The organism is Devosia sp. (assembly GCF_036406155.1).
In the GTDB taxonomy this organism is placed as follows: domain Bacteria; phylum Pseudomonadota; class Alphaproteobacteria; order Rhizobiales; family Devosiaceae; genus Devosia_A.
Genome location: NZ_DASWVV010000195.1, coordinates 1 through 4,732, shown reverse-complemented (window position 1 = coordinate 4,732; position 4,732 = coordinate 1). Strand labels below are relative to the sequence as shown.

General features: G+C 71.7%; 5 protein-coding genes and 1 pseudogene. 1 reads left to right on the top strand and 5 read right to left on the bottom strand.

Features of this window, described 5'->3' with window-relative positions:
• The 4 genes from VGD93_RS13215 to VGD93_RS13200 all read right to left on the bottom strand — a co-directional run.
• A partial coding sequence (locus VGD93_RS13215) for an ATP-binding cassette domain-containing protein (RefSeq protein WP_395012621.1) occupies positions 1–330 on the bottom strand: 330 nt, incomplete at its 3' end.
• A complete protein-coding gene (locus VGD93_RS13210; protein WP_395012620.1) occupies positions 327–1,259 on the bottom strand; it encodes a branched-chain amino acid ABC transporter permease in 933 nt (310 codons plus the stop codon). The genes VGD93_RS13215 and VGD93_RS13210, both read right to left, overlap by 4 nt.
• On the bottom strand, positions 1,256–2,128 hold the full coding sequence (locus tag VGD93_RS13205; protein ID WP_395012619.1) for a branched-chain amino acid ABC transporter permease: 873 nt from the start codon (positions 2,126–2,128) through the stop codon (positions 1,256–1,258). The genes VGD93_RS13210 and VGD93_RS13205 overlap by 4 nt, the downstream gene beginning before the upstream one ends.
• A 61-nt stretch (positions 2,129–2,189) precedes the next feature.
• Positions 2,190–3,422, bottom strand: coding sequence for an amino acid ABC transporter substrate-binding protein (locus VGD93_RS13200; protein ID WP_395012618.1), 1,233 nt, complete (start codon positions 3,420–3,422; stop codon positions 2,190–2,192).
• A gap of 163 nt (positions 3,423–3,585) precedes the next feature.
• Between VGD93_RS13200 and VGD93_RS13195 the strand changes: the two genes are divergently transcribed.
• On the top strand, positions 3,586–4,485 hold the full coding sequence (locus tag VGD93_RS13195; protein ID WP_395012617.1) for a helix-turn-helix domain-containing protein: 900 nt from the start codon (positions 3,586–3,588) through the stop codon (positions 4,483–4,485).
• Between the two features lie 6 nt (positions 4,486–4,491).
• Here the strand turns inward: VGD93_RS13195 and VGD93_RS13190 are convergent.
• Positions 4,492–4,732: pseudogene (locus VGD93_RS13190) on the bottom strand (3-oxoadipyl-CoA thiolase); the annotation flags it as partial.

The window sequence follows — 4,732 nt, the reverse complement described above, 5'->3', positions numbered from 1 at the left end:
CGGCGCGCGGCGGAAGGCGAGGGCGGCGACGACGTTGTCGGCGACGCTGAGCGAGGGCAGGGCGCGCACCAGCTGGAAGGTGCGGGCGACGCCCTTGTGGGCGACGCGCGCCGGGGGGAGGCCGCCGATCGGCTCGCCGTCGAGCAGGATGCGGCCGGCGCTGGGCCGCAGCAGCCCCGAGACCAGGTTGAGCGCGGTGGTCTTGCCCGAGCCGTTGGGGCCGAGCAGGCCGACGATCTCGCCCGCGGCCAGCGAGAAGCTGAGGTCGTTGACGGCGACCAGCCCGCCGAAGCGCTTGCCGAGCCCGTCGAGGGCGAGCAGCGGGGTCATGGCGCCACCGTGCCGCGGCCGAGGCGGCCGAGCTTTTCGAGGGCGGCCAGCACGCCCTGCGGGAAGACGAAGACGATGCCGATGAAGAGCACGCCGAGGATGATGGAATAGTGGTTGGGGTAGTTGGCCGACAGCCACTCGAACAGCAGGAACAGCGGCACCGCGCCGAGCACCGGCCCGAACAGGCGGTTGGGGCCGCCGAGCAGCGCCATGATCACGGTGAGGAAGGACACCGTCGGGTTGAAGACGATGGAGGGCTCGATATAGGTCCAGCGCGGCGCCTGGATGGCGCCGGCCAGCGTCATGATCACCGCCGAGGCCGCGAACAGGACGACCTTGGTCCGGGTGATGTCGATGCCGGCATGGGCGGCGACCACCTCGTCGTCGCCGATGACGCGCAGCGCCAGCCCGATGCGCGAGCGGCGGATCCACCACCAGGCGAGGAGCGTCACGGCGAGGAGCGCAAGCAGCTGCCAGTAGATGTGCTCGGGGCCGATGGGCAGGAACACGTAGCGGCCCAGTGTGCGGGTGACGTTGACTTCGTAGTAGGTGACGAGCTGGCGGATGAGCTCGGTCAGCCCAAACGTGAAGACGACGAAATAGGCCCCGGCGAGGCGCAGCGTGGCGAAGCCGACGGCGACGGCGACGAGCAGCCCGACGCCGGCGGCCGCGAGCAGCACCAGCGGATAGGGCAGCGTGTCGCTGAGTACGCCCACGGTGTAGGCGCCGAGCCCGAAAAAGGCGACGGTGGCCAGCGAGACGTAGCGCGTCGGGCCGGAGAACATCGACCAGGCGCTGGCCAGCACGGCGTAGCCGGCGATGCCCAGCAGCAGGCCGAGGACGTAGGGCCCGACGACGAAGGGCGCCGCCGCGAGGCCGGCGAAGGCGAGGCCGGCGAGGGCGAAGCGGGCGGCGGTTCCGGCGCTCACCGCGTCGCCCTCCCGAACAGGCCGGCGGGCCGTACGACCAGCACCAGCAGGAAGATGGCGTAGGTCGCGGCCAGCGTCAGGCCGGGGTCGACATAGGTGGCCACCAGGGTCTCGACGAGGCCCAGGATCAGCCCGGCGAGCAGCGCCCCCATGAGGTTGCCGACGCCGCCCATGATGACCACGACCAGCGCCTTCATGGTGTAGACGACGCCGGCGGTGGCCGTGAAGGTGAGGAACATCGAGATGACGACGCCGCCGGCGGCGGCGAGCGCGCCGCCCAGCGCGAAGGAAAAGCGGGCGACGCGGTCGACATCGATGCCGACCAGCGGCGCCGAGGCGGGGGCGGCGGCGACGGCGCGGATGGCCGTGCCCCAGCGGGTGCGGGTGAGGGCCAGCCACAATCCGGCGCCGAAGACGACGGCGAGGGCGAAGGCGAGCAGGCGGTTGCCGGCGAGCGTCACCCCGAGGAGGTCGACCGGCACGGCGAGGTAGCTGTAGCTCATGAAGCCGGCGCCGAAGACGACCAGCGCCACGCCCTGGATGACGAACAGCAGCCCGAAGGTGGCGAGGATGGAATCGGCCTCGAGCGCGGCGCGGTCGCGGGCGCGGCGCACCAGCGGCTGCAGCGCCACGCGGTAGATGAGCCAGGAGAGCGCGAAGCCGGCCGGCACCACGACGACGAGCCCGAGCAGCGGATTGAGCCCGGCCGCCGTGAACAGCACGAAGGCGCCGAACGAGGCGGCGATGATGAGGTCGCCATAGGCGAGGTTCATGATGCGGGCGACGCCGTATTGCAGGGTCAGCCCCATGGCGATCAGCGCATAGGTGCCGCCCAGCACGAGGCCGGTCAGGAGGGCGCTCAGCAGCATGGTTCAGCCTCCGGGCGGACGGGGAGGAAGCGGCCGGCCGGCCGCTTCCCGGCTGCGGGGCCTATTGCGCCGCGACCCAGGCGGGCTTGGGGATCACCGGCGCGCGGCCGGCGCGGCCGTCGGTATGCATGAGCCCGACGAACTTGCCGCCCTGCCACTGCCCGACCGTCCACAGCGACCGCAGCTGCTGGTCCTCGAGCTTGACCTTGCCGATCAGCGTGTCGAACTCGCCGGAGGCGATCTCGGCCGAAACCGCGTCGCGGTCGACGTCGCCGACGCGCTCGATCGCCTGCTGCAGCACCTGCAGCGTCACGTAGGTGATGGCGCTCGCCCAGCTGTCCGGCTCCTCCCCGATCAGCGCCTTGTGGCGGGCGAAATAGTCGGCCAGCGCCTGGCTGTCGGGGTCGATGCCGCCGACGCCCATGACGCCGTCGTGGTTGGCTCCGGCGATCTTGGGGAAGACGGGAAAGGCGGTGCCGACGCCGCAGTAGAACACCTTGGGGTTGAAGTTCGCCACCACCGCCTGCTGGGTGAGCGCGAAGGTGTCGGGCGGATAGGAGAAGGCGACGAAGCTGTCGGCGCCCAGCCCCGCCACCTCGTTGAGGATGGGAGCGAAGTCGGCGGTGCCGAGCGGGTAGCTCTTGTCGTAGACGAGTTCGAACCCGGCGGCGGTGAAGGCTGGCGTCGCCGCCTTGCTGAGGTCGATGCCGAAGCCGTCGGCGACGCTGACGATGGCCACCTTGTTGTTGATGGTGCCGGCGTCGCGCTGCTTGGCGAGCAGCTGCACCAGCGCGTCGGCATAGTCGTGGCCGCCGCCCAGGAACCAGAAGCTGCGCTTCCAGCGCTTGGCCATCTCCGGGGCGAGGTCGGTCACCGCGGTGGCGGCGAGCTGGGGATAGCCGAACTTGTCGAAGGTCGGGCCCATGGCGAGGTTGGGGCCGGTGCCCCAGGTGGGCAGGATGAAATCGACCTTGTCCTGGGTGGCGAGGCGCTCGACGGCGCGCACCGCCTCCTCGACGCTGGAGCGGTCGTCGTATTCGACGACTTCGATGGGGTACTTGCCGGACTTGAGCTGGATGCCGCCGGCCTTGTTCACATCGTCCACCCACAGCAGGTAGTTGGGCAGGGTGGTGATGCCGGCGCCGGCGGCGTTGGCGCCGGTCTTGGAGATGGCATAGCCGATGCGGATCGCGGTGCGCTCCTGGGCGAAGGCGCGGAAGCCGGTGCCGGCGGCCGCGGTGAGCGCGGCCACGCCGACGCCCTGCAGCACCGTCCTGCGATTGAGAACAGTCATGGATTCCTCCCTGGTATGGCCTCGCGTTGCGCGGGCCCCTCCCGGTCGCCGCGACGCCGCCGCGCTTGTTTTGCGGCTGACGGCAGGCGACCAGCCATAGACTAGTTTCGCCGGAGGCGCGGGGAAATGGACTCTCGGGGCGGAGTATTGCACTTTAGCGGGCATGCAGCAGCCCGTTCCCCTTTACCCGTACCGTGTCGTGCAGGCGCCGCTCGACGTCGAGGTCGAGCCCATCACCGCTTCGCTTTCGCCGCTCGAATGGACGCGGTTCGGCCACCGCCAGTCCTATGCCCAGGGGTTCGTCATCGTGGCCGGGGCCGGCAGCGTGCTGCGCGGCGAAAGCGAGTCGAGCTTTGCGGCGCCGTGCCTCATCTGGCTGCCGAGCGGCCATGGCGGCCGGGTGCGGCTGGCCGCGGGGACCCGCGGCAGCGCCATCTCGGTGGGCGCCGCCGCGCTCGAGCGGGCCATCCCGGCGGGACCGATGGTCGCTTCGCTGCGCCAGGCCATCGACCTGCCCCTGCTCGGGGTCGGGCTCGACCGCCGCCGGGCCGGCCGCATCGTGGCCGCGCTGGAGGCCATCGGCGAGGAGGTCGAGCGCGACGAACCGGGCGGGCGGGTGGCGGTCACCTCGCACCTCACCCTGCTGCTCATCGCCCTGTGGCGGCTGGGCGATCCGTCGACCGGCGACGCGCTGGCGGCGCCGCGCGTCCTCGTGCAGGACTTCCTGCAACTGGTCGAACTGCATCTGCGCGAGCACTGGCGCATCGGCCGCTATGCCGCCGCGCTCGGCGTCTCCACCGACTGGCTCGGCACGGCGGTGCAGCGGGCCACGGGGCTGACCCCGATGGCGCTGATCCATCGCCGGCTCCTGGAGGAGGCCGAGGCCCTGCTCGAGCGCTCGACGCTGCAGGTCAAGGAAGTGGGCGACGCGCTGGGCTTCCGCGACGCCGCCTATTTCAGCCGCTTCTTCACGCGGGCGACCGGCGTGCCGCCGGGGCGCTTCCGCCAGCGGGCGCAGCGCCAGCGGCTGCGCCCGGACGGTTCCTTCGCCGCCTGGCCGTGAGCGGGCTCAGACGGCGGCAAGCGCGATGGCGATGCCTTGGCCGACGCCGATGCACATGGTGGCCAGCGCCCGCTTGCCGCCGCGCAGGGACAGTTCCAGCGCCGCGGTGCCGGTGATGCGCGCCCCGCTCATGCCGAGCGGGTGGCCGAGCGCGATGGCGCCGCCATTGGCGTTGACGTGGGCGGCATCCTCGGGCAGGCCGAGCTCGCGCAGCACGGCGATGGCCTGGCTGGCGAAGGCCTCGTTG

Bases quoted from the DNA above. Each gene is read 5' to 3' on its own strand.
- VGD93_RS13195 (WP_395012617.1), top strand. From the start codon at position 3,586: ATGCAGCAGCCCGTTCCCCTTTACCCGTACCGTGTCGTGCAGGCGCCG.
- VGD93_RS13205 (WP_395012619.1), bottom strand. From the start codon at position 2,128: ATGCTGCTGAGCGCCCTCCTGACCGGCCTCGTGCTGGGCGGCACCTAT.
- VGD93_RS13200 (WP_395012618.1), bottom strand. From the start codon at position 3,422: ATGACTGTTCTCAATCGCAGGACGGTGCTGCAGGGCGTCGGCGTGGCC.